Annotated in this window: 24 protein-coding genes, 1 pseudogene and 1 other annotated feature (1 of these 26 running past the window's edge); of the genes and pseudogenes, 17 read left to right on the top strand and 8 right to left on the bottom strand. The window is 38.8% G+C overall.

Annotated features, from left to right (window positions below; translation table 11 throughout):
- Positions 1 to 40 precede the first annotated feature (40 nt).
- From ku to BMX30_RS18560, 5 genes are all read left to right on the top strand, one after another.
- Positions 41 to 895 (top strand): non-homologous end joining protein Ku, encoded by an 855-nt coding sequence (gene ku / locus BMX30_RS18580; RefSeq protein ID WP_090749117.1) that lies wholly within the window; start codon positions 41 to 43, stop codon positions 893 to 895.
- Between the two features lie 10 nt (positions 896 to 905).
- On the top strand, positions 906 to 1,094 hold the full coding sequence (locus tag BMX30_RS18575) for a hypothetical protein (protein ID WP_090749115.1): 189 nt from the start codon (positions 906 to 908) through the stop codon (positions 1,092 to 1,094).
- A 191-nt stretch (positions 1,095 to 1,285) separates the two neighbouring features.
- Positions 1,286 to 1,810 (top strand): hypothetical protein, encoded by a 525-nt coding sequence (locus tag BMX30_RS18570; protein WP_090749113.1) that lies wholly within the window; start codon positions 1,286 to 1,288, stop codon positions 1,808 to 1,810.
- Positions 1,811 to 1,845: 35 nt separating this feature from the next.
- Positions 1,846 to 2,343: a metallophosphoesterase family protein gene (locus tag BMX30_RS18565; protein WP_090749111.1), complete on the top strand. Its 498-nt coding sequence runs from the start codon at positions 1,846 to 1,848 to the stop codon at positions 2,341 to 2,343.
- A 106-nt stretch (positions 2,344 to 2,449) separates the two neighbouring features.
- Positions 2,450 to 2,797, top strand: a complete 348-nt coding sequence (locus BMX30_RS18560) for a cytosolic protein (protein WP_425283779.1) — start codon at positions 2,450 to 2,452, stop codon at positions 2,795 to 2,797.
- A gap of 223 nt (positions 2,798 to 3,020) precedes the next feature.
- On the opposite strand, the gene BMX30_RS18555 is transcribed toward BMX30_RS18560, so the two are convergent.
- Positions 3,021 to 3,317: a DUF6509 family protein gene (locus BMX30_RS18555; RefSeq protein WP_090749108.1), complete on the bottom strand. Its 297-nt coding sequence runs from the start codon at positions 3,315 to 3,317 to the stop codon at positions 3,021 to 3,023.
- A gap of 306 nt (positions 3,318 to 3,623) precedes the next feature.
- On the opposite strand from BMX30_RS18555, the gene BMX30_RS18550 reads away from it, so the two are divergent.
- Positions 3,624 to 4,982, top strand: coding sequence for an amino acid permease (locus BMX30_RS18550; protein WP_090749106.1), 1,359 nt, complete (start codon positions 3,624 to 3,626; stop codon positions 4,980 to 4,982).
- A gap of 178 nt (positions 4,983 to 5,160) precedes the next feature.
- On the opposite strand, the gene BMX30_RS18545 is transcribed toward BMX30_RS18550, so the two are convergent.
- Entirely contained in the window at positions 5,161 to 5,790 is a 630-nt protein-coding gene (locus BMX30_RS18545) for a LysE family transporter (protein WP_090749104.1), read from the bottom strand.
- 336 nt (positions 5,791 to 6,126) lie between these two features.
- Here BMX30_RS18545 and BMX30_RS18540 point away from each other — a divergent pair, with 336 nt between their 5' ends.
- The 3 genes from BMX30_RS18540 to map all read left to right on the top strand — a co-directional run bounded on the left by BMX30_RS18540 (position 6,127) and on the right by map (position 8,503).
- Positions 6,127 to 6,333 (top strand): cold-shock protein, encoded by a 207-nt coding sequence (locus BMX30_RS18540; protein ID WP_170843933.1) that lies wholly within the window; start codon positions 6,127 to 6,129, stop codon positions 6,331 to 6,333.
- A 442-nt stretch (positions 6,334 to 6,775) separates the two neighbouring features.
- A complete protein-coding gene (locus BMX30_RS18535) occupies positions 6,776 to 7,495 on the top strand; it encodes a YebC/PmpR family DNA-binding transcriptional regulator (protein WP_090749100.1) in 720 nt (239 codons plus the stop codon).
- Positions 7,496 to 7,762: 267 nt separating this feature from the next.
- The gene (gene map, locus BMX30_RS18530) at positions 7,763 to 8,503 is read left to right on the top strand and encodes a type I methionyl aminopeptidase (RefSeq protein ID WP_090749099.1); all 741 of its coding nucleotides are present in this window, start codon (positions 7,763 to 7,765) and stop codon (positions 8,501 to 8,503) included.
- Between the two features lie 344 nt (positions 8,504 to 8,847).
- Here the strand turns inward: map and BMX30_RS18525 are convergent, their stop codons facing one another.
- On the bottom strand, positions 8,848 to 9,459 hold the full coding sequence (locus BMX30_RS18525; protein WP_090749097.1) for a class I SAM-dependent methyltransferase: 612 nt from the start codon (positions 9,457 to 9,459) through the stop codon (positions 8,848 to 8,850).
- A gap of 176 nt (positions 9,460 to 9,635) precedes the next feature.
- Between BMX30_RS18525 and BMX30_RS18520 the strand changes: the two genes are divergently transcribed.
- Positions 9,636 to 9,878, top strand: coding sequence for a hypothetical protein (locus BMX30_RS18520; protein WP_090749095.1), 243 nt, complete (start codon positions 9,636 to 9,638; stop codon positions 9,876 to 9,878).
- Between the two features lie 5 nt (positions 9,879 to 9,883).
- Here BMX30_RS18520 and BMX30_RS18515 read toward each other — a convergent pair whose 3' ends face one another.
- Positions 9,884 to 10,990 (bottom strand): FUSC family protein, encoded by a 1,107-nt coding sequence (locus BMX30_RS18515; protein ID WP_090749093.1) that lies wholly within the window; start codon positions 10,988 to 10,990, stop codon positions 9,884 to 9,886.
- 242 nt (positions 10,991 to 11,232) lie between these two features.
- On the opposite strand from BMX30_RS18515, the gene wrbA reads away from it, so the two are divergent.
- Positions 11,233 to 11,844, top strand: coding sequence for an NAD(P)H:quinone oxidoreductase (gene wrbA, locus BMX30_RS18510; protein ID WP_090749092.1), 612 nt, complete (start codon positions 11,233 to 11,235; stop codon positions 11,842 to 11,844).
- An 82-nt stretch (positions 11,845 to 11,926) separates the two neighbouring features.
- On the opposite strand, the gene BMX30_RS18505 is transcribed toward wrbA, so the two are convergent.
- Positions 11,927 to 12,421, bottom strand: a complete 495-nt coding sequence (locus BMX30_RS18505; protein ID WP_090749090.1) for a hypothetical protein — start codon at positions 12,419 to 12,421, stop codon at positions 11,927 to 11,929.
- On the bottom strand, positions 12,418 to 12,894 hold the full coding sequence (locus BMX30_RS18500; protein ID WP_090749088.1) for a hypothetical protein: 477 nt from the start codon (positions 12,892 to 12,894) through the stop codon (positions 12,418 to 12,420). Before BMX30_RS18500 ends, BMX30_RS18505 begins: the two co-directional genes overlap by 4 nt.
- 328 nt (positions 12,895 to 13,222) lie before the next feature.
- On the opposite strand from BMX30_RS18500, the gene BMX30_RS18495 reads away from it, so the two are divergent.
- From BMX30_RS18495 to BMX30_RS18480, 4 genes are all read left to right on the top strand, one after another.
- The gene (locus BMX30_RS18495; RefSeq protein ID WP_090749086.1) at positions 13,223 to 13,975 is read left to right on the top strand and encodes a DeoR/GlpR family DNA-binding transcription regulator; all 753 of its coding nucleotides are present in this window, start codon (positions 13,223 to 13,225) and stop codon (positions 13,973 to 13,975) included.
- On the top strand, positions 13,972 to 14,886 hold the full coding sequence (gene pfkB / locus BMX30_RS18490) for a 1-phosphofructokinase (RefSeq protein ID WP_090749084.1): 915 nt from the start codon (positions 13,972 to 13,974) through the stop codon (positions 14,884 to 14,886). The genes BMX30_RS18495 and pfkB overlap by 4 nt, the downstream gene beginning before the upstream one ends.
- Before the next feature lie 12 nt (positions 14,887 to 14,898).
- Positions 14,899 to 16,779, top strand: coding sequence for a PTS fructose transporter subunit IIABC (locus BMX30_RS18485; RefSeq protein ID WP_090749082.1), 1,881 nt, complete (start codon positions 14,899 to 14,901; stop codon positions 16,777 to 16,779).
- 162 nt (positions 16,780 to 16,941) lie between these two features.
- Complete coding sequence (locus BMX30_RS18480; RefSeq protein ID WP_244532655.1) at positions 16,942 to 17,742, top strand: DUF2935 domain-containing protein; 801 nt, start codon at positions 16,942 to 16,944, stop codon at positions 17,740 to 17,742.
- 59 nt (positions 17,743 to 17,801) lie between these two features.
- Here the strand turns inward: BMX30_RS18480 and BMX30_RS18475 are convergent.
- Positions 17,802 to 18,167: pseudogene (locus tag BMX30_RS18475) on the bottom strand (ester cyclase); the annotation flags it as partial.
- Between the two features lie 274 nt (positions 18,168 to 18,441).
- Between BMX30_RS18475 and BMX30_RS18470 the strand changes: the two are divergent.
- Positions 18,442 to 19,200 carry an alpha/beta fold hydrolase gene (locus BMX30_RS18470; protein WP_090749076.1) on the top strand — a complete coding sequence of 253 codons (759 nt, stop codon included), beginning with the start codon at positions 18,442 to 18,444 and terminating at the stop codon, positions 19,198 to 19,200.
- A gap of 604 nt (positions 19,201 to 19,804) precedes the next feature.
- On the opposite strand, the gene bcbE is transcribed toward BMX30_RS18470, so the two are convergent.
- On the bottom strand, positions 19,805 to 21,064 hold the full coding sequence (gene bcbE, locus BMX30_RS18465) for a bacillibactin exporter BcbE (protein WP_090749074.1): 1,260 nt from the start codon (positions 21,062 to 21,064) through the stop codon (positions 19,805 to 19,807).
- Positions 21,065 to 21,185: 121 nt separating this feature from the next.
- On the opposite strand from bcbE, the gene BMX30_RS18460 reads away from it, so the two are divergent.
- The gene (locus BMX30_RS18460) at positions 21,186 to 21,839 is read left to right on the top strand and encodes an MOSC domain-containing protein (protein WP_139195415.1); all 654 of its coding nucleotides are present in this window, start codon (positions 21,186 to 21,188) and stop codon (positions 21,837 to 21,839) included.
- Positions 21,840 to 21,929: 90 nt separating this feature from the next.
- Positions 21,930 to 21,937, top strand: a binding site (T-box leader) (it continues 239 nt past the right edge of the window).

The raw sequence follows: 21,937 nt of genomic DNA, 5'->3' as shown, positions 1-21,937 counted from the left end.
AATTAACGATAAAAATCAATTGATGAATGGAGCAATGTCGATGCATACAATGTGGAAAGGAAGCATCTCGTTCGGTCTAGTAAATATTCCGATTAAGCTTCATACAGCAACCCAAGACAAAGACATTAAGTTACGAACTTTGCACAAAAAGTGTCATTCACCTGTTAAATATGAAAAGGTATGTTCCGTTTGTAATGAGGAATTAAAACCAGAAGAAATTGTAAAAGCGTATGAGTACACGAAAGGGAAATATGTAGTTCTTGAGGAAGACGAGCTTGAAAAATTAAGAAAAGAAAATGAAGATAAGGCTGTTGAAATTATTGATTTTGTCAAAATGGATGAAATTGATCCGATTTTTTATAATCGAAGCTATTATATGTCTCCTAATGAAGGTGGAGGTAAGGCATATTCTCTTTTAAGAAAAGCCTTAAAAGAATCACAAAAAGTTGGGATTGCTAAAATCGTTATTCGAGCGAAGGAACAATTAGCACTTGTACGGGTTTATGAAAACACGCTTGTAATGGAAACTATTCATTTCCCGGATGAAGTAAGAAGCGTAGCAGATGTCCCAAGTGTTCCTGGTGAGGATAAAGTAACCGAAAAAGAACTAGATACGGCGATTATGCTGATTGATCAGCTAACAACAGAATTTGAGCCAGAAAAATATACAGACGAGTATCGGACTGCTTTGTTAGAGCTAATTGAAAGCAAGCGAACAGGCCAGGAAGTTGTAACATCTAAGGAAAAAGAACCCGTCACAAATGTAACGGACTTAATGGAAGCATTGCAGGCATCAATTGACAGAACAAAGCCTGAAACACCTAAAAAGGCTACTGCAACAAAGGAACCAGTGAAACGAAAGCGAACAACTACTAAGAAGAAAAAAGAAGCTTGAGCTGTTAAAAATGGGCGTGAATTCATTAGGAATTCACGCTCTTTTTTTATTTCATGGGTTGATTGGAGCGGAAGGCACGAAAACTCCAGCGGGAGTGCAAGGCCAAGGGAGACCCGCAGGAGCGAAAGCGATGAGGAGGCTTCCTGACTGCCCTAAGGTGCGCGAAGTGCCTGGAGCGGAAATCAACAACCACGTTTAACACAGCCTGTTTCATAAGAGATAGAGGTGAAACGAACAAGGATTTCTATCTTTTACGAAGTGAAATTAGCATTTTTTAGAGGGTTTTACTGATGCTATGTCAAAATAGTAGTATGCTTATTCCTGTTCGGGGAGGTATCTTATCCCTAAAAAGACAGAAAGCTAAAGTAAGGATAAAGGGTGGGTTATAGGATGTTTAAATCATGGAAAATGGGTTTCTTAGTTATAGGCTGTATAGCCATTGTGTTTGGGGGGTATTATGGCTATTCAATCTTTAAAACGGACTCAGCAAGCAATCAAGCTTCTTCCAAAGAGAAGATTGAGGGAAAAACTCCAACCGATGAGAACGTCGCACAATTTACCGAAGAGGAAGAACAAAGTAAATATGAAAACGTCGGCAGGTTTATTGGTGATTTCCATACAAAGTACAATAAAACTCTGGGCTATGGTGGCATTAACTCTGTAAAATGGACCGAACAAAAGAAAATAGCTGCAAATATTTTAAGTGTAATGGAGAACATTCATACTGAAAACGAGGCACTTAAACAGGATTTCGACATGATAACACAGTATGCAAAGGAAGTCCAGGCCGGAGAGCAAAGTACAAAAACACTGCGAAACCTTCATCGATACTTTCACGATCTTGATATCGAATTTAATGGCTATACTGATACAAGTGATCACTATAATATAACCGAATATAAAAGTGGTCGGTAATAGAAGTTAGTTGAATTACAAGACAGGATGAAATTATGAAAATTGTCGTTGTTTCTGATACTCATATACCAAAAAGAGCAAAGCAATTTCCGCAAACACTGATACATGACTTGGAGTATGCGGATTTAATTATTCATGCTGGGGATTGGCAAACCCTAGAAGTGTTCCATGACCTGTGCCAGTATGGTCGAGTTGTCGGTGTGACCGGAAATGTAGATAGTCCTGAATTGGGTAAAAGATTAAACAGCAGAGAAATCGTTCAGGCAGAGGGAATGAGAATTGGCGTTGTACATGGGCATGGGACAGGTAAAACGACGGAAAAGCGAGCAATGAGTGCCTTTGTAGGTGATCGTGTAGATTGCATTATTTTTGGTCATTCTCACATTCCAGTATTAAAGAATAATTCCGGGATTGTCCTGTTTAATCCTGGATCTGCTACCGATAAGCGTCGGCAGAAGCAATATTCACACGGAATTATTACAATCAATCCTCAAGTAGAATTCCGTCACATCTTTTATTCTGATAAGGACTAATTAGCTCTTTTAAAGAACAGAATAAAGAGGTTAATAATTATCTAAAGGAGTGAAATTAGTGAAGTCCTTTACCGTAAATTTCCATGCCGAGGATCAAGTAGAAAAAATGACAGTTCAAAAGTTGTCAGAGGAAGATTACAACAAGGCAACGGAAGGTGGAACAAGACACTTATTTGATCTTGATACCAATATTGGTTTCTTTGTTTTTTTTGATGCATCGGATCAGGAGGACAAAGTTAGCTATCTCGTTCTTCAATATGAGGAGGATAATGAAGAACCGAAAGCTTGCTATGGGTTTGATCTCAAAGATTTCTATGAGTTCATGGCACTATACCTGAACGATTTAGAATACAATGAAGAAGTGAACGAGGAAGAAGAAGAATATGGGCCCATTCACCATCTAGCTCATCTCCTTTATCATATTATTGAGGAAGGGAAGGACCTAGAGGCCTAAGAAAAGGCTGTTTTCGCAAAGATGGTGGTTAAAATCCAAGGGCCGAATTTAATACAGAAAAAGATTATTTGATGCGATTAAGTAAGATTGCAAGCTCTCTTCATAAAATTATAGCTAGACATAGCCTTAAAGTTCCTTTTAGGCTCTGAAAGTTACAAAGTTTTGGAAAAGAGCCTAAGAAAAAGAGCAGGAAGCTTGTCCTGCTCTTTTTTCACTAGACTGCCTACTCTGCATCATCCATAGGGATGTTATCTTTGCAATAACTTTTTACCAGGTTTTCCTCATCATCTTCTAATGCAAAATCGAGGATTTTCTCTGTTGATTGTTCAACAAAATAATATTGAAGGATCCTGGACTCTTCATTTGTAGCAGTAAAAATAACCTTCAATAATAATCCGTTTTCCGTGTACAGTTCATCTTCTTCATCAACAGCAATATTTAAAAAGAATTCAAATCGCTCCCCATCAAGTAAGCCAAATGGATCTTCTAATACCTCTACTGTGTGACCAGTGATTTCCATATTTACATCATCCTTTAATTTTTCTCCTATTATTATATATCTTATGTCACTCGAACAATCAACCAATCTGGTGCAAAGAATTCATTTTATTAATGAATTTAAATATGAAAGCTCATCGATTCATCTATTAGCTTCCTCATGGTCAAGGTGAAATACAGTTGTTAGATAATTCCTGTAAAGTATAGAGTACCTTTATGGGAATCATTTTAAAAATATAATAAAGATATGCCTACACATGCTCTTTCATTTACATAAATTATCCCTCCATTTCAAACAATAAATGAGATAAATACGGGAGGGATAATAATGAGCAGTAAGTCCTCGAAAGAAGCGAAATTAGCTTGGTGGCAGCTCTCAATGATTGGGATCGGCTGTATTATTGGTACAGGTTTTTTCCTTGGTTCAGCCCTTGCAATTACAAAAACAGGACCATCAGCGCTAATTGTATTTGGGTTGGCCGCAGTAGGTACCTATCTCGTTTTTGATGCGCTAGCCAAGATGTCAGCTAAGGATCCACAGAAAGGCTCTTTTAGGTCTTATGCCAAAAAGGCCTATGGTAAATGGGCAGGCTTTTCGAGTGGATGGGTTTACTGGAGCTCAGAGCTTTTAATTATGGGTAGTCAGTTAACAGCCTTATCGCTGTTTTCACGTTTCTGGTTTCCTAATATCCCGATGTGGGTGTTTGCTGCGGGGTTTGCAGTACTTGGGTTAGGTGTTGTCCTGACTGGTACAAAAGGCTTTGAAAAAATGGAAAATATCTTTGCTATTATCAAAGTAGCCGCCATTTTTATGTTTTTAGTCCTTGCTACACTTGCGGTTTTTGGATTCTTTAAAGGGCTGGGGCATCAGGTGAATGTTTCAGATCGAATGGACCATTTCCTTCCTGGTGGTTATATGGGCTTATGGACGGCGTTAATCTATGCTTTTTATGCTTTTGGTGGCATTGAAATTATGGGAATTATGGCCCCGAGACTTAAAAATAAAGAAGACGCTCCGAAAGCGGGGAAAATCATGCTGCTTTTATTAACAGTTATTTATCTTCTCGCGATTGGACTCGCTGTTCTACTTGTCCCTTATAATGATTTCACAACAAAAGAGAGTCCCTTTGTCACAACCTTGGATCATTACAAGCTTCCATTTGTCCCGCATCTATTCAATGGAGCGATGATTATTGCTGGCTTCTCGACAATGTGTGCTTCACTATTTGCGGTGACTAGTATGATTGTCACTTTGTCAAAGGATGGAGACGCGCCAAAAGTATTGGCCAAAGAAGGAAAGCTAAAGGTTCCTCACTTTGCTCTCGGACTCACGACACTAGGATTAATTTCATCGATTATTTTGTCCTTTGCGATGCCAGAACGAATCTATGAGTACTTAACGACAGCGGCTGGGCTCATGTTAATTTATAATTGGTTATTTCTTTTGTTTTCCTTTAAACATATTATTGAATTAACCACTTTTGATCAGGTGAAAAGATTTACAGCAATTGCGTTAATTCTTATCGCTGTAAGTGGAACTTTATTTGACCACATGGCCCGTCCAGGTTTTTTCATTTCACTTGGATTTATCGGGCTAATCGCTGCAATCCTTCTACTTAGGAACAAACTAGGTGGGAAGAAAAAGAAGAAAAAAAACACAAAGGTACCGCGGCCAAGATTTCAATAAAATATGGATTCCGTTCAAACTGAATTCTCACAAGTTCAGTTGTAGACGACCGATAAAAAATGAAACCGTTAATGATTCTTAGCGGTTTCATTTTTTATCCTTATGTCTCTGTAAGGCACTGATTTTATAACCGTTGATTGATGCATTAATCAACCAGAGCCAGCATTATAGGAAATCATCATGAATTCAAAAGAACTTTGACGGCCTGGATTCCGAAATAGATAGCAAAACCGATAAGTGAAAGCCCAGAAAAAACAGAAATAACCGAAAGAATACGAGTGGTTAGCAATTTCTTAAAACTACTTGATATAAAGGCCATCGTTATATCCCAAATAATAAGTCCTAAAATGATGGCAAAGCTGTATAAAATTAATTCAGCTGTCCCAAAAGAAGAAGCTGTACGAGCAAGTACCGAACCATATATTCCTAGCCAAAATAAAATCGTGAGCGGATTTGAAATCGACATCAAAAAACCAGACATAAAAGACTTTAATCCAGACTCCGGTTGTCTATGTTTACTTAAAACTACTTTTCCTGCCCCAACAATTGTTTCTATGCCTGTATACATAAGAACGAAAAAGCCAAAAAACCAGAGAAAGGTTTGCATAAACGGCGTTTCAAGAAATCGTACGACGCCCATGTATACTGAAAGCATATAAATGATATCTGCGCTTAATGCTCCTAAGCCCAAAAGCCAAGAATGGAAAAAGCCACTTTTTATCCCTTTATCCATTTGTGCTGCGTTTACCGGCCCAATTGGTGCAGCTAGGGATAAACCTAGAAAGACATAACTCAGAAAAACACTCAAGCCTAAAAACCCCCATTACCATCCAATATTTGATGCTCGTACTATATGTATTCTGAAAGGTCAGCTTGTACAACTAAACTCAAGAGATTCTTCTTAAAAAACAGGAGTATTTTTCGGGATTCTGAGCATATTATTAGAGGGTTGATAGGTTGGATAAAGTTAGCCGTGTGTCGTATTTTTGTAAAAAAAAACAAAATATGGTATGATGGGAGAAGAGTTGAAAAAGAGAGAAGATTCATTTATTATAAGCAGTCTGTTCCTATCGCTACTTATAATAAATGATTTTTTTATTAGCAAAGATATTAGCTTAAAATTTTTAAATGGAGCGTGATGGAAATGGCATTTGGAAGAAAACCTCCTGAAGAGATTGTGACTGCAGAAACAAAGATTTGGGTTTGTACATCAGATCAATGTAATTGTTGGGTTCGTGACAACTTTAAAAGCAGTTCTACTCCAGCATGCCCTATTTGTAAGAGTCCGATGGAAGAAACAACAAAAGAGTTGGAAGTGGTCAACAACCACAGTTTCAATGTGACTGGATAATGAAAGATCTGTACAAATTGAATTTTAACTTATGATTTTTTATTGTATGCATAAAAGAAGGTTTCATCCATTGGGTGGACCTTTTTTTTTATGAAAATGATTCGTTTCTATTGACGTTCAAATGTCTGTTTTAAGCGTATGGTCATGTTGCGTTGGTAGGGGGACGCCCCTGCACCAGCCGCTGCAACTGTGGGGATTGCTATGGGTGCCAAGCTCCTTGTGACATTAAACGGACTGAGGTTATTGAGGGTAAAATAATAAAAACTTTGGGCCATCAGTTGATGGTCCCCGATTTCATTGATTTGCGATGATTCACTTCTCATAATTGCCCAATTTAAGGTATAATGAGAGTGATTGTGTGCGATTTTATAGGAAGTTTTTATTACATAGAAAAAACTCTAGAAGAAGTTGCATGATACAAAGTTGAAAGCGAGTGTTCATGATGGGCCGTAAATGGAACAATATTAAAGAAAAAAAGGCGTCAAAGGATGCGAATACGAGTCGTATTTATGCGAAATTCGGACTCGAAATCTATGTAGCAGCTAAGCAAGGTGAACCAGATCCTGAAGCAAACCAAGCTTTAAAGGTTGTACTTGAGCGTGCAAAAACATACAATGTGCCAAAAACGATTATTGACCGGGCTATTGATAAAGCAAAAGGCGGCGATGACGAGACTTATTCCGAGCTTCGTTATGAGGGCTTTGGACCAAATGGGTCAATGGTTATTGTTGATGCGCTAACAAATAATGTAAATCGTACGGCATCTGATGTTCGTGCTGCTTTTGGTAAAAATGGTGGGAATATGGGTGTCAGCGGCTCTGTTTCTTATATGTTTGATGCAACAGCTGTTTTCGGGGTAGAAGGGAAAACAGCGGATGAAGTATTGGAGTTATTGATGGAAGCGGACGTCGAGGTTCGTGACATTCTTGAAGAGGGAGATTCTGTCATCATTTATGCAGAACCTGATCAATTCCACTCTGTTCAAGAGGCATTCAAGAATGTTGGTGTGACTGATTTTACTGTAGCCGAGCTTACGATGCTTGCGCAAAATGAAGTAGAATTACCTGCAGACGCCCAAGCCCAATTTGAAAAAATGATTGATGCTTTAGAAGACCTAGAAGACGTTAGACAAGTGTATCACAATGTCGATTTAGGTGAATAATTATTTTAAAGCAGACCTAGTTTTGGTATTTGGGTCTGTTTTTTTATGAAGATTACTAATGGTCCAGAGTACAGCAATTAGATTGTACTGGTTAAAGTGTTACACGTGATTTGTCTAAAGTTTCCCTGAAATTGTGTGAAGCTTGGATATCAGGGAATGACGGGGCTTCCAACGTTCCAAATATCAGTGACATAAACTAATTTGCGTTCTAGTACATAATAACTGTACAATTTTAAACGAAGTCAAAAGATATAGGTGGTAAAATCAATGATTGCAAAGACTGAAGAGGATATAAAAGCCTTAAAAGAGATTGGGAAGATTTGTGGGAGCATTCGTGATGAATTGGTTCAAAGAGCCAAGCCCGGTGTCACAACAAAAGAACTAGATGAACTTGCTGGTGAACTGTTTGAGCAAGAAGGCGCAGTTTCTGCTCCAAAAGGGGAGTATGACTTTCCGGGATACACATGTATTAGTGTAAATGAAGAAGTTGCCCATGGTATTCCAGGAAGCCGGGTAATTCAGGAAGGCGATTTAGTCAATATCGATGTTTCTGGCTCAAAGAACGGTTATTTCGCAGATACAGGAGTATCGTTTGTTGTTGGCGAAGACGACGGAATGAAGTCAAAGGTTTGCGATGTGGCAAAAGAAGCGTTTGAAGCCGGCTTAAAGAAGATTAAGCCAGGCGCGAAAAAAAATGCACTCGGAAAAGTCGTCATGCAAACAGCAAAGAACCATAATCTAACGGTAATTATGAACCTGACTGGTCATGGAATTGGGCGCACAATACACGAAAAGCCTGATCATATTTATAATTACTTTGAGCCATGGGATAACGAACTTCTAAGAGAAGGAATGGTTATCGCTTTCGAACCGTTTATTTCGACACGGGAAGAGGAAGTGTACCAACTCGATGACGGTTGGACCTATGTGACAGAAAGTAGTTTAGTTGCCCAATATGAGCATACCATTATTGTCACAAAAGAAGGGCCAATAATTATCACCGCGTAAGCTTAAGCAGGGAATGGCAAGGTCGGTAAATTCCTTCAACAAAAAGACACTAATTCAGCGAATTAGTGTCTTTTTTTATAATTGTTAAGGAATTTATAAAACTTTAAGGGGTGTGGATAATTGTGTTCGTTCTCTGTATCCAGCCCTAGCGCCTAGCCCTCGGGTCATAAGCTACTCCCTTTCAGAAGGTAAAAAGCACCTTCTTACAGGGCGCGTCTTATGCTTGTCATCCCTGTACAGTCGCCTCCGCTTTTCGTACAAGCCGTCAAGAAGGTTAAAAAACAACCTTATTGACGGCTTGTCTAGACTCACGGGGCGGATCAAAGCGCTTGCGCTTTTGTTCTTCATTTAGTACAAACGGCAATCCCAATCGGATAGTGGATATCCTTTCGGCCAGGTTCGACTAGGACGCCTTTTTGAAAATAAAATTCCTTTTCGTGATACTGATCAAAGTGGGCGTGGAATTCTACGATTGTTAATTGGTGAATATGAAAAGGTTCACTTGTTGGTTGTCCTCGGCCTTGTCCAAAAGGGGTGGAGATGACGAGCTTCCCGCCAGGCTTAAGGAGGTGATACACATTTCTCATAAATTGCTCTTCTTCATGAACATGCTCAATGGTTTCGAAGCTAATGATTAAATCGAATTGACCCAGTTTTTCAGGTAAAGTGCGGTCAATGACATTTCCTTGTTGAAACGATATGAGTGGGTGATAGTAAGCCCCGCTTGCATATTTAATCGCTTCTTCATCAATGTCAATGGCAATCACTTCTTCGATTTCCTTCTTTGCCGCTTTTGCAATGATATTGCTCCCAAAACCACTTCCACAAGCAAAATCCAGTACACGTCCTTTTGCATAAGGAATCGCAAAGTGATACCTTGCGATATGCTCCAATAGAAGTCCATTTGTTGGCTTCATTAACTCGGGTATGACTCGTTCTCCTGTATATTCAATCATCATAAATCCCTTTCTATATTCAACTACTTTTATCATATCAAAGATCAATACATAACGGGAAACTGCCGCTTTTTGGAAGCTGTGATATATTGATGATTAACCTCAGAAATCCCCATAAGATCCATAAGCCTCAAACTTACTTTCTCTATAAAAATAAGTCGTGAAGGGAGATATGAATGACAACAGAATTTGAATATGGAAAAAAACGATTGGCGTATACCAAAAAATACATAGAAATGGTCGTTCGGGCCGCGGAAGAGAGTCAGGGACAGTTTCAAGGCGATAACAAGCAAGCAATGGAGGACTTGGACCATTTAGACAGTAGTATAAGCTATATCAAAATCTTGACGAATAGCAAGTTCTTAGAAATGGCAACTTCAGAACTTGAGTCGTTAAAGCGGGTTCTTATTATTAAATAATGAAACTACGTCCCTCTATTCTTTGAACGTATGTTGGTTGGAACACTTACTCGTTTGACTCGGTTTTCTCTTTGTTCTTGAAGTTTATGGATTTGGCTTAGTTCCTCTGTTAATTCATGAATGGAAAGCAACTCATATAAAATCACCATCTCCGGTGAAAAATGATGGGACTGTTCCGTTTTTATGGTACTTAATTCCATAAAGGATTTCTGATCGGCGAACCATTCAGTAATTTCGGATATTTTCGAATGATGCTCTTTTCGAATGGTGAAATTGGCGTCGTAATAAATCGCTCTAAGAGAGTGAATGGTATCTAAAATCAACGCGTTTTTGGTTTTTCCCAATGTAAAGTGATGCGTCGGGAGATAGATTAAGTTCCCGATATGATAGGTGATCTGACGAAGGATATTTAATTTCTTATATTCATAGTGAAAATAGCCAACGTCTTTACGTTTCACTCGGTGGAATCGCCATTCATCTTTTTGGTATGTACAAAGCGTCTCTATTTTTTCAATCTCTTTTACTAAGTTATAAAATGTTTTCCGTATTTCCTTTTCGCTGGTCTGGAAATGACATAATTCATTTCCAATGGTATTTAGTATATCTCCAGCCTTCATGAACAGAGTATGGATTGCTCTGCTAATGGTTGCAGAGTATTTAGGGGGCATAACCAGAAGGTTGACTAAAGACGAAACAATTAACCCAGTACTGGTTGTCCCTAATCGAATGAAAAAGGAGGAGACGTATTCATCGTGAACGGTTGAAATCATTGCTACGCCAGTTAAGGTTGCAACTAATATTCCATCATGTAATTTAAGTTTGTCACAGGTTATGATCGTTGCCAACGATACAAATGCATAGGATAGCGGACTGTCCCCGAATAAAAACGTAGCAAGTACGGAAAATCCAGCGCCAATAGCAGAGGCTGGGAACCGAACAAATGCTTTTTTAATGGAATCGGCTGCCGTTGGTTCTATCGTGACGATTGCTGTGATAACAGCGAACATGGCAGGCCAATTCAGTAGATGACAAATAAGAGCTGTAACAAAAACAGCAATTCCCGTTTTTGCAATTCTTCCCCCAACGAATTTAAACCTTTTTGGAATCTTCATAAATCTACCCTTTAAATTTTATAGTTAATTCTAGTATAGCCTTTATAGTATATCTAACAGACTTAAAATACGGATAAAGGTGGAGAGTTTTTGGAAAAATCGTCTCTCGTTGATTCCCAATAAATAATAAATTTCACAAAGATTGTATACGGATTATGAACAAAGTAATAATAGACGAGTGTAAGGAAAATAGGTTTCCTAACGTATTCCTTGGGAACTCAATGAATAAGGAGGTTTTCGTTATGACAAATGTAAAGTTGGCTGTGGTTTTCTACAGCATGAGTGGGACAAACTATCAACTTGCTCAATGGGCTGAAGCAGGCGCAAAGGAAATAGGTGCTGAGGTGAAGGTATTAAAAGTAGAGGAATTAGCACCAGAATCTATTATCGAAAGAAACGAAGTATGGAAAGCAACGGTGGAATCAACGAAAGATGTCCCAGTTGCAACATCAGACGACATTGAATGGGCTGACGCGATTATCTTTAGTGTACCAACCAGATTTGGGAACATGCCTTCCCAAATGAAACAATTCCTAGATATCCAAGGAGGGATTTGGGCTACAGGAAAAACCGTGAACAAAGTGGTCAGTGCGATGACCTCAGCACAAAATCTACATGGTGGTCAAGAAGCAACTCTTCTATCCTTATATACTTCAATGATGCACTGGGGTGCGATTATCGCATCACCTGGATACACGGACCCTGTTATTTTTGGAGCAGGAGGGAACCCTTATGGAACGAGCGTCACAGTCGACCAAGATGGGAAGATGATTGAAGATGTTGAGGCAGCTGTAAAGCACCAGGCGAAACGTACAGTTACTGTGGCTGAATGGGTGAAGAAAGGCAATCAATAATTGGAGAGAAGAGCTGATTCCATTATTTATGGATCCGCTCTTCTCTTTCTTTTTGTCTGATTAATTTAGTGTATCCTAAATCCTATTTTCCAAGATTCATTCTCCTCTTAATGAGTTCGAAGTATAGTCCTGTTGTTGTTTGGACGACTAAAAAAACGGCGATGGAATAGGGGAGAATATACCCATGCTGATAATGAGTGACGCCCATCCATTTTGAGACGGTCTCCATTACTAAACCAATGGCAGTCCACCCAAGTACGTAAGGGATAAACCTTTTTTTATTAATTCTGAGTACTTGATAGAAGTAAACAAAAAAGTAACCAAAGGTAGCAAATAAAATATAGGTAAGAAGGTCAGTTACTTCATATTTATTCGAGTCATTTACTTTATAGAAATCCATTAAGCCTCCACCGATTGTAAAATCAAATAAAGTCGAGCTGGAGAACCCCCAGATGAGAAATAACAACGTGATATCACGCGGAAGTTTTTTAGGAAGGATGAAAAAAGTAGCATAGGCAACTACTAACATAACAAGTATATATATTTCATTCTTATCAAACTGCTCCCACAACATCATAGGTCATGCACCACTTTGTTAGAAATCTGTCTAAACCATTTGTAAGTATAGAAAGCGATAAGGTGGAGAACTAAAAAGAAGATTAAGTCATATCCATGAGTCCATTTGGTATATTCTGTTACTTTAAAAAACGTTGCAAGAAAACTTAGCCCAAGCATGATACTCACCGATGCAACTGTAAGGACCACTGCTTTATAAGATGTTTTGTCCAGGCGTAAAAGAAAATTTAAATAGATCAATAAAATCAACGGCATTAAAATGCTCCTGTTCATTAAGAAAGGGACGTAATCAATTCCAACCTTAGTTACGGTAACAAACTTTAGCTCTTCATTCACAATCCAGGCAAAATTGATATTGAGAATGAGGATGATTAAATAAACGGCTGTGTTTTCGATTATTGAGAGTGGTTTCTTGATAACAGTAAAAACTGCACAGAACAACCAAGTGAGTAAAAAGAAAATTGAGAAACCCATGCATTTCCTCCAGAAAGTACTTTTTTTATACTATTTGTTTTCAAGTAAACAAATATACTACATTACTTTTGAAGGAGCTGCTCTGTGAAGGATATACTTATTTTCAGTTAATCTGGTGGTTAAAAGACATTGCTGAGTTTGCTAATAGTTATTGGAGTGGAAAACAACACCTTGGTTAGTAGAGAGTTTATTGGGGTAGGAAACAGTCAAAACTAGTCATGAAAATATTATATTATGATAGAAATTGATTGTTTTTGAAAGAAAATGATTGATTTGTGAATACGGTTACAATATAATAAACCTATAAACGCAAGAAAGGGTGTTGTTCATGTTAACACCTGAACGCCAGCGGCTGATTCTTCAAATGATAAAAGAAAAGTCGGTGGTGAAAATCCAGGAACTGGTTGATGTTACAGGAACCTCTGAATCAACGATTCGTCGTGACCTAACTCAACTTGAACAAGAAAAGCATTTAAAACGAGTGCACGGTGGGGCGGCAAGACTTCAAGGGAAGCTGCAGGAACCGAGCATGAATGAAAAAGCTACCAAAAACCTTCAAGAAAAACAGCAGATTGCCAAATATGCGGCAAGTCTTATTGAAGAAGGGGATTGTATTTATCTTGATGCAGGATCCACAACGCTCGAAATGATACACTACCTACCGAATAAAGAGATTGTCGTTGTGACGAATGGTCTAATGCATGTGAGTCCATTGTTGGAGAGAGAAATCACCACCTATCTAATCGGTGGGTTCGCGAAGCATAAAACAAAGGCGATTATCGGTAGAGGAGCTTTAACATCTCTTGAACAATACCGATTCGATAAGTGCTTTCTTGGTGTAAATGGGGTACATTCTGAATTTGGTTATACGACTCCTGATCAAGAAGAAGCATTAATTAAGCAGAAGGCGGTGGAATTGTCGCGAGAGGTTTTTGTTTTATCGGATAGTACAAAGTTTTCTGAAATAGCATTCGCCAAAATTGCAGATATGCATGAGGCAACTATTATTACGAATGCGATTGATGATGATACTTTAAAACAATATAAGAGTAAAACTAGCATAAAGGTTGTGACATCATGATTTATACTCTAACACTAAATCCATCAGTCGATTATATCGTCAGTGTAGACGAAGTGCATTTAGGACAATTAAATCGGACAAAGACAGAGGTAAAGTTTCCTGGAGGAAAAGGGATTAATGTTTCTCGTGTTCTTATGACTTTAGGGGTTAGCAGTACTGCAAAAGGTTTTGTAGGTGGGTTTACGGGAGCCTACGTCAAAGATTCCTTGAAAAAAGAAGGGATTGAAACAGCATTTGTTGAGGTTGAGGAAGATACTCGAATCAATATCAAGCTCAAGGCTTCTGAAGAAACCGAAATAAATGGTCAAGGTCCTAATTTGACAGAAGAAAATCTTCAGAAATTAAAGGATCAAGTGAGTCAATTGACTAACAAAGATGTTCTCGTTTTAGCAGGAAGCATTCCTTCTAAGCTACCTGAGAGTATCTATGAAGACTTAATTCAAATTTGTAAAGATTCAGGTGCGGAGTTTGTGGTTGACGCAGAAGGTAGTATCTTACAGAAAGTACTTGCCTATCGACCATACCTAATCAAACCAAATCATCATGAGCTTGGACAGTTTTTTGATAAAAAAATTCAGTCTTGTGAAGATGCTTTATTTTATGGAAAGAAACTTGTGGAGCAGGGAGCGAAAAATGTCATCGTTTCACTAGCGGAAAAGGGCGCGGTTTTTATCAATTCAGAACTAGCGGTTATCGCAACAGTACCAAAAGGAGAACTAAAAAGCTCAGTAGGTGCTGGTGATTCAATGGTTGCCGCTTTTCTTGCAAAAAGCATCAATGATGGAAAATTAACAGAAGCATTTCGCTACAGTGTAGCAGCTGGAAGTGCAACAGCTTTCTCTATCGGTCTAGCTTCAAGAGAAAAGATAGAGGAATTATTGCCACAAGTACAGCTGACTGAGAGTGTATAGGAGGAAAAAACGATGAGAATAACAGAATTATTAACAAAAGACACCATCCTTCTCTCCATGAAAGGCAAAAGCAAGGAAGCAGCGATTGATAGCTTAGTAGATGTATTAGCAAAAGCGAGAAAAATTGATAACCGTGAAGACTTTAAAGCTGCGATTCTAAAAAGAGAAGAGCAAAGCACAACGGGGGTGGGCGACGGGATAGCGATTCCTCACGCAAAAACAAAGTCCGTGAAACACCCAGCGATTGTCTTTGGGAAATCGTTGGAAGGTGTAGACTATCAATCTCTTGATGGCCAGCCTGCACACTTATTCTTTATGATTGCAGCTCCTGAGGGTGCGAACAATACTCATTTAGAAGCACTTGCACGTTTGTCCGGAATATTAATGCGTGCAGAAGTTCGTGAAAAATTGATGGCTGCTAAATCGGAAAACGAAGTAATTGACATTATTAATAGCTATGATGAAGAAGATGAGCAGGAAACAACAGTTTCCAATAGCAAAAAATATGTAGTTGCAGTAACAGCTTGTCCTACAGGAATTGCTCACACCTATATGGCGGCAGATGCGTTAAAGGCGAAAGCGGCTGAACTAGGTGTCGATATTAAGGTTGAAACAAATGGCTCTGGTGGAGCAAAAAATATTCTAACAGACGAAGATATTAAAAATGCAGTGGGTGTTATTGTTGCCGCTGACACAAAAGTGGAAATGGCAAGGTTTGCTGGGAAGCCAGTGATTGAAACTCCTGTAGCAAGTGGAATTCGTAAGCCACAGGAATTAATTGAACGTGCCCTTAAGCAGGATGCTCCAATTTATAAAGCGGACTCAAGTGCACATTCCTCTGAAGAAGGGAAAAATGAAGGCAATAAATCTGTAGGTTCAACGATTTACAAGCACTTAATGAACGGTGTATCGAACATGCTTCCATTTGTTGTTGGAGGCGGAATTTTAATTGCAATTTCATTTATGTTTGGGTATAACTCATCTGATCCAAATGATCCGTCCTTCCATCCAATTGCAAAAGCATTGATGGATATTGGTGGCGGTGCAGGTGCGTTCGGATTGCTTGTTCCAGTTCTTGCTGGTTTCATCGCGATGAGTATTGCCGATCGACCTGGGTTTGCACCTGGTATGGTTGGTGGTTTGCTTGCGGCAACAGGTGGAGCAGGTTTCTTAGGTGGTCTAGTGGCAGGTTTCCTTGCTGGTTATCTAGTTGTTGGATTGAAGAAGCTGTTTGCTAGCTTACCGGCTTCACTTGAAGGAATAAAAACCATTCTTCTTTATCCGCTATTTGGTATAGCGTTAACTGGTTTTGTTATGTTGTACTTTGTTAATGAACCTGTAGGGGCGTTGAATACAGGGATTTCAAATTGGTTATCTGGTTTAGGAACAGCGAATGCAGTATTGCTTGGTGCTGTTTTAGGGTTAATGATGGCGGTTGATATGGGTGGTCCTGTCAACAAAGCAGCTTATGTATTTGGAACAGGTTTATTAGCAAATGGTGTGTATGAGCCGATGGCTGCGATTATGGCAGGCGGAATGGTTCCACCACTTGGAATCGCGATTGCAACAACCTTATTCAAAACTAAATTTAACAAGCAAGAGCGTGATGCTGGAAAAGCGAACTATATTATGGGTCTTTCCTTTATAACTGAAGGTGCGATTCCATTCGCTGCAGCGGATCCATTACGTGTCCTTCCGTCGGCAATGGTCGGTGCGGCTGTAGCAGGTGGATTAACAATGATGTTTGATATCAGCCTAAGAGCACCGCATGGTGGACTATTTGTTGTCCCATTAGTAGAAGGTGGCTGGTTGATGTACCTGTTAGCGATTGTGATAGGTTCAATCGTAACAGCTATTATGCTAGGTCTGTTGAAAAAGCCAGTAGAAAAATAAAAAATGTAATCCGTCGCGAGTGCCAATGTTTTCCATTGGCACTCTTTTTTATGGAAGAACCCTGGAAGGTGCCTGGCACCTTCCAGGGTTCTACCAGTTTGCTGGCATAATTAGTGATACCGACCATATTCTTTTATGAAGGTGAAAAGGAGGAGACTTGAATTGGCTAAGAATTTTGAGAGTGCAGCTAAGTTTGAACATCGTTTTTGGCTACAGGTTTTAGGGGATCACGGTCGGTTTATTCGTGATGCGTTGGCTCCTAGTGAGAAAAAGGAAATCGATATGGCTACTTATTTCATTTATACCTTTGATCGGCTGCTTCAAAGTGTTGATACAACGGATCTTGTTCAATTGAGCAAAAAAGCCGATGAAGAAGCGAAAAAGATTCGGGCGTTTAAATTAGAGCTTATTGAGAAAATGTTATTGGGGAAAGTAACGATTCAATTTACCGCAAGCTTTATTAATCATATGGTAAATGAGGTGGAAGAGTATCTTCAAGTACTGGAATACTTAAAGAAATCACAAGTGCCCCCGATCTTTCATGAGTTGCATCATCATTTAGTGTGGCTGCTCGATGCGGCTGGTCATGCCGGGGCCATTTCAGATAATCTTGACCGGACGGAAAAGCAATTAAAAGAAACTAGTGATACTTATACAAAGCATTTTGAGGCCTTTTATCTGAAAGCGGTCGAGATGGCAGGGTTTTTACGGACCAATCTTTCTTCGTTTCCTGCATTAGAAAGAATGAATACCGAGGTATCACTTGAGATGCAATTGTTTATGGGGTTTCTAGATGAGATCGAGGAAATGCAATTGAGCCACAAGGTACTAGGGGCCATCGCTCCATTGATGGCGGACCATATGTATCGGGAAGAATGTTATTACCTAACGAAGGTCGCAGAATCAACCGGAAGCCAAGGACCGAACTGTGATCCAGGGAAACCTCGAGTTGAAGCGGATTAAAAAGAAGAGCTTGGGATTTTCCCAAGCTCAAACTTTTTGCTAAGGCCTCGCTTGGATTTCTAAAATACCTCATGAGTATTTCTTTTTAATGCGCCTAGTTCAAATAAAATAGCTGCATCGCTGTTCTCACACCAAAGCTCTTTGACTTTTCCATTTTCAAAAGCAAAAATCATAATCCCCGTTTCTTTAACACGTTGGTTTTCTGACGGAATATCAAACCAACCGCCTATGTATGTCATCCAGCCCGTGTAACGTCCTTGCTCTATTATATCCTCGATGACCCACTCATCGTCTTGAAAGACCGAGCGATACCATTTCATGAATTCCTTCATTTTATCACTTGTGTTTTCACCATTTCTTGAATGATAAACAAAATCTTCTGCAGTAAGTTCATCTAGAATATCTAGATTTCCCTTTGTAAAATATTCGCTGAACCATTTTCCGCTATCATTTTTTTCTCGAAACTAACCATCTCTTTATCTCCTTTTTCATCGTCTATATAGTTTCAAATATCTGTTAAGTTCTGTGCTTCAATTTTAACAAATTTCTGAAAAGTTTTTTGGTTTTCTAAAATTTATATATTGGGAACTGAATCATTAGGATAGAGTTTGGTTTTTTTGGGATGGAATAAACCCTGTGTGGCATGATAATTTTATACACTATCAAATCGGAAATGACTCTAAGGGGAGTGCCGCAAAGATGCCATTTTGTCAGTTGGATTACGGAAAAATGTATTACGATGATTTTGGGGAGGGGAAGCCAATCGTTATGATTCACCCTCCTGCGATGGGACGGAAGGTTTTCCATTATCAGCGACCACTAGGGGATAGGTTTCGTTTAATCATGCCTGACCTTGGTGGACATGGGGATACACAAACGGACAAAACCGTCTTTTCCACAAGTGATTATGCGAAGGAAATCTTAACTCTGCTCGATCATTTGCAGATTGATAAGGCGGTAATTTGCGGTTATTCATCAGGTGGTAATGTTGTACAAGAATTTGCATTGACATATCCTGAAAGAACTAGCGCAGCGGTTTTATGTGGTGGGTTTCCTGAGGTTTATTCTTATATTTTAAAATATGAGCATATTGCCGGAATGTATATGGTAAAACGTCATCCGCATTTATTGGCAAAAGGAATTGCCACGGCGCATACACATGAAAAGGATATTAGGGATATGATTTATCATCACATGATGAAGGTAAATCGAAATACATGGTATCACTGTTATCATGACTCTTTACATTTTAGCTGCTTGGACCGGCTACAAGGGTTAGCTGTACCTCTTTACTTATTCTATGGTGCAAGAGATTTTACAAACAAGCATATTCGTATATATAAAAAGTATGTACCTGGTGTTAAGACGATAGTTATAAAAAAAGTGGCTCATCAAATTATTACAAAGAAGCCAAAGCAGTTCAATGACGCTTTAACCAGAATCGTTGAGGATTTGTAACCAATCATGAAAGCCCCACTCATCAAGGAGTGGGGCTTTTTGTTAGGAAAATGCAACCCGAAATATAATCGTTTTTACACTATAAAATACAGGGGGAAACATGATAAACAGCATGGGGTCATTCCCTTGCTACTTCGCTTTTTAAGAAGTTTAAAACGATTTACCCCTTCTTCGTAGTGGTTTTTGTGTAGGTAGAATCTTAATAGGCGGAGAATTTCCGGTTATTGATATAGAGGAAGCTAAAAAAGCGAAAATAAGCGGAGGATTTCCGGTTAACTGCTATAAATAAGACAAAATTCAAAGATTTGGTTAATATAAGCGGAAAAACTCCGCTTAATTCAAGGGAAATATGCGGATTTCCCAATTTAGCCGGAATTCTTCCGTTTATTTTCATACACTGTCAAAACAACGACCTAATTAAAGCAGAGACCAATCTTAATTTTTATGTATATCATTTTGTATGTAATAGTATATTTTGCAGCTAATGATCTAAATCTCCGTTATATCACAAAATAGACCTCCAAATTACCATACAATTTGAAGGTCATTTTGCATTACATTTTTAATGTTTGCGATAGTTAACGGAACCCGTTCGCTTTTGTTCTTAGCCCTTTTTAGTAGGCTTGATTGTAAGCAAAGTAACAATTGATGCCGCTAAGCTTAATCCCGTTAACAAATAAAACAACATTTGCTCGGAATTCTTCATCATGATTGCAATGATAGGTGGTCCAGCTGCGACTCCGACGAACCTCATCGAACTGTAGATGGAGGTAATCGTTCCACGCTCTTCTTTTTCAATGCTCTCTGTAATTAGTGAGTCAAGAGGTGGAAGAGAAATGCCAATACCAATGGCCCCAATTAGAAAGACACTGATGAGATACCAAAGCTTATCAGAAAATCCAAGGATCGCGATGGAAAGACCAAGCAGGAGCGACCCACTAAAAGAAATCCATTTCATTAGAACTTGATTCTGTTTAATCACTTTCCCAGTAATGAATGAAGCAAGGCAAAGTGCTCCAAGAGGCAATGCAAGAAATAACCCTTTTTTCATATCCTTAATTCCATACTTGGTTTCAAGGATTGTTGAAAGGTAGAAGAGAATGCCAAATAATACAAACATCAGAATAACTCCGATAAAAAAGATTCCATATAGCCAACGACCGTTTTCTGTGAAAATCATCCTAATCTTTTTCAAAAAATCTTTAAATGGGAGGGCTTCTTCTTCTTTCTTTTTCGGACTTTTTACCAAGAATATCATTAAAATGATAGAAATGGCAGAGAAGACCGGAATAGAAAAGAAAGGTAAAAACCATATGATACCAGCTAAAAACGATCCAAGTATAGGACTTAGGACTTTTCCTAACGTATTGGAGGTTTCTATTTCGCCTAAGGCACTGCTCACATCTTTTTCATTTTTAAACATATCCCCCACAAGTGGTAAAACAATTGGGAAAGAACCTGCGGCCCCTGCTCCCTGAAGTGCACGGCCAACAAGGACTAGCCAATAGCCGTTTGTCATTTGCCACGTAGCCCATCCGGCTATCAATCCCCCTATTGCTGCTAGCATCAAACTAGGGATAATCACCTTTTTTCTCCCTAGCCGATCGGATAAATAGCCTGCAATCGGAATGAGGAAGATGGCGACAACGGAATAAACAGTAATAATTAAGCTGGATTGAAATGAGGAGATCCTCATTTCTCTTTCGAGTATGGGCAATACCGGTATCAACATGGAATTACCTAGCGTCATAACTAATGGAATCGACGAAATGGATAAAATTGCCCATTTCTTACTGCTTGTACCAGATTTTTTCTTTGAAGATTTTTCTTCAGACCCAGTGAACAATTTTTCCACGTAATTCATCTCATACCCGCCTTTTAATTCATACTGTTTATAGAGTTAGCCAAAAGGCGAGAAAAAAGCACTTCTTTTTTATGGAAAAACCCGTTGGAAAGAATTTGGATTCAAGTTAAAATGAATGATAATGGGGGGATGTCCTGTGAAAGCGACCTTAATTCAATTAAATGTGGGAGAACCAAAAGAATACGTATGGAAAGATCAAGTTGAGCAATCTGCCATCGGAAAAAGCAAGGTAGCAGAAGTCTATCTTTCAAAAGCTGGCTTTGCCTCAGATGGTGTAGCCAATACAAAAGCTCATGGGGGACCAGATCGGGCGGTATGCCTTTACCCCTATGAGCATTACACATTATGGGAAAAAGAGTTTGGACAACGGTTATCAATCCCCGCTTTTGGAGAAAATATCACCACGGTTGGGATGACTGAAAAGGAAATGTATATTGGTGATGTAGTTCAATTGGGGGAGGCTGTTATTGAGGTAACACAAGGAAGAGTGCCATGTTCAACCATTTCTAAGCACAATGGGATTAACCCTTTATTAAACAGGATTGTCGAAACAAGTCTTACTGGCTATTTTTTTAGAGTGATTGAAGAAGGTAACATCCTTGCCGATGCTAAAATTAAATTACTGGATCGTGTTCAAGAGAACTATTCAATTCTAAGAGGAAATCAAATTTTGTTTCATGAACAGGAAAATATTGCTGCAATCGAAGAAATGCTTCAGCTGAAGGCGTTGTCGGATGAATGGAGAGGACGATTTAATAAAATCTTAGCAAGGTAAAACGGTTGCATTAAACGAATATTCGAAAATTATCAAAAATATGATTGACATTCTGTGGATTTCTACATATCATTAAAGACAATAATAATGCAGTTGGC

The organism is Mesobacillus persicus, from assembly GCF_900109925.1.
Classification (GTDB): Bacteria; Bacillota; Bacilli; order Bacillales; family Cytobacillaceae; genus Mesobacillus_B; species Mesobacillus_B persicus.
Note: the sequence above shows the minus strand (reverse complement) of the source record. Positions and strands in the feature narration are given on the sequence as shown.

Bases quoted from the DNA above. Each gene is read 5' to 3' on its own strand.
- ku (WP_090749117.1), top strand. From the start codon at position 41: ATGCATACAATGTGGAAAGGAAGCATCTCGTTCGGTCTAGTAAATATT.
- BMX30_RS18575 (WP_090749115.1), top strand. From the start codon at position 906: ATGGGCGTGAATTCATTAGGAATTCACGCTCTTTTTTTATTTCATGGG.
- BMX30_RS18570 (WP_090749113.1), top strand. From the start codon at position 1,286: ATGTTTAAATCATGGAAAATGGGTTTCTTAGTTATAGGCTGTATAGCC.
- BMX30_RS18565 (WP_090749111.1), top strand. From the start codon at position 1,846: ATGAAAATTGTCGTTGTTTCTGATACTCATATACCAAAAAGAGCAAAG.
- BMX30_RS18560 (WP_425283779.1), top strand. From the start codon at position 2,450: ATGACAGTTCAAAAGTTGTCAGAGGAAGATTACAACAAGGCAACGGAA.
- BMX30_RS18555 (WP_090749108.1), bottom strand. From the start codon at position 3,317: ATGGAAATCACTGGTCACACAGTAGAGGTATTAGAAGATCCATTTGGC.
- BMX30_RS18550 (WP_090749106.1), top strand. From the start codon at position 3,624: ATGAGCAGTAAGTCCTCGAAAGAAGCGAAATTAGCTTGGTGGCAGCTC.
- BMX30_RS18540 (WP_170843933.1), top strand. From the start codon at position 6,127: ATGGCATTTGGAAGAAAACCTCCTGAAGAGATTGTGACTGCAGAAACA.
- BMX30_RS18535 (WP_090749100.1), top strand. From the start codon at position 6,776: ATGGGCCGTAAATGGAACAATATTAAAGAAAAAAAGGCGTCAAAGGAT.
- map (WP_090749099.1), top strand. From the start codon at position 7,763: ATGATTGCAAAGACTGAAGAGGATATAAAAGCCTTAAAAGAGATTGGG.
- BMX30_RS18525 (WP_090749097.1), bottom strand. From the start codon at position 9,459: ATGATTGAATATACAGGAGAACGAGTCATACCCGAGTTAATGAAGCCA.
- BMX30_RS18520 (WP_090749095.1), top strand. From the start codon at position 9,636: ATGACAACAGAATTTGAATATGGAAAAAAACGATTGGCGTATACCAAA.
- BMX30_RS18515 (WP_090749093.1), bottom strand. From the start codon at position 10,990: ATGAAGATTCCAAAAAGGTTTAAATTCGTTGGGGGAAGAATTGCAAAA.
- wrbA (WP_090749092.1), top strand. From the start codon at position 11,233: ATGACAAATGTAAAGTTGGCTGTGGTTTTCTACAGCATGAGTGGGACA.
- BMX30_RS18505 (WP_090749090.1), bottom strand. From the start codon at position 12,421: ATGATGTTGTGGGAGCAGTTTGATAAGAATGAAATATATATACTTGTT.
- BMX30_RS18500 (WP_090749088.1), bottom strand. From the start codon at position 12,894: ATGGGTTTCTCAATTTTCTTTTTACTCACTTGGTTGTTCTGTGCAGTT.
- BMX30_RS18495 (WP_090749086.1), top strand. From the start codon at position 13,223: ATGTTAACACCTGAACGCCAGCGGCTGATTCTTCAAATGATAAAAGAA.
- pfkB (WP_090749084.1), top strand. From the start codon at position 13,972: ATGATTTATACTCTAACACTAAATCCATCAGTCGATTATATCGTCAGT.
- BMX30_RS18485 (WP_090749082.1), top strand. From the start codon at position 14,899: ATGAGAATAACAGAATTATTAACAAAAGACACCATCCTTCTCTCCATG.
- BMX30_RS18470 (WP_090749076.1), top strand. From the start codon at position 18,442: ATGCCATTTTGTCAGTTGGATTACGGAAAAATGTATTACGATGATTTT.
- bcbE (WP_090749074.1), bottom strand. From the start codon at position 21,064: ATGAATTACGTGGAAAAATTGTTCACTGGGTCTGAAGAAAAATCTTCA.
- BMX30_RS18460 (WP_139195415.1), top strand. From the start codon at position 21,186: ATGGGGGGATGTCCTGTGAAAGCGACCTTAATTCAATTAAATGTGGGA.